General features: G+C 35.7%; 1 rRNA gene. It reads left to right on the top strand.

Going from position 1 to position 249, the window contains the following annotated elements:
• Nucleotides 1-165 precede the first annotated feature (165 nt).
• Nucleotides 166-249: ribosomal RNA gene (locus ACU68W_RS09415) — 16S ribosomal RNA — on the top strand; the annotation flags it as partial.

Genomic DNA, 249 nt, shown 5'->3' with positions numbered 1-249 from the left:
AAAGTCGTTACGAAAGTGCGAAGAAAGTTGTCATTAAGACAACAAACTATAGAACCTTAATAAATTAAATAAAGTAAATACTTTGAGAGAAGTACAAACCAAACAATAATTCGGTGAGAATAAAAAAAGCAAAAGTCAGCTGAAAAGCTAGCTTCAAACAAACATTAAATTGAGAGTTTGATCCTGGCTCAGGACGAACGCTGGCGGCGTGCTTAACACATGCAAGTCGAACGGGATTTAGTAAACAGA

The organism is Finegoldia sp. P2-F-LR (genome assembly GCF_052932265.1).
Note: the sequence above shows the minus strand (reverse complement) of the source record. Positions and strands in the feature narration are given on the sequence as shown.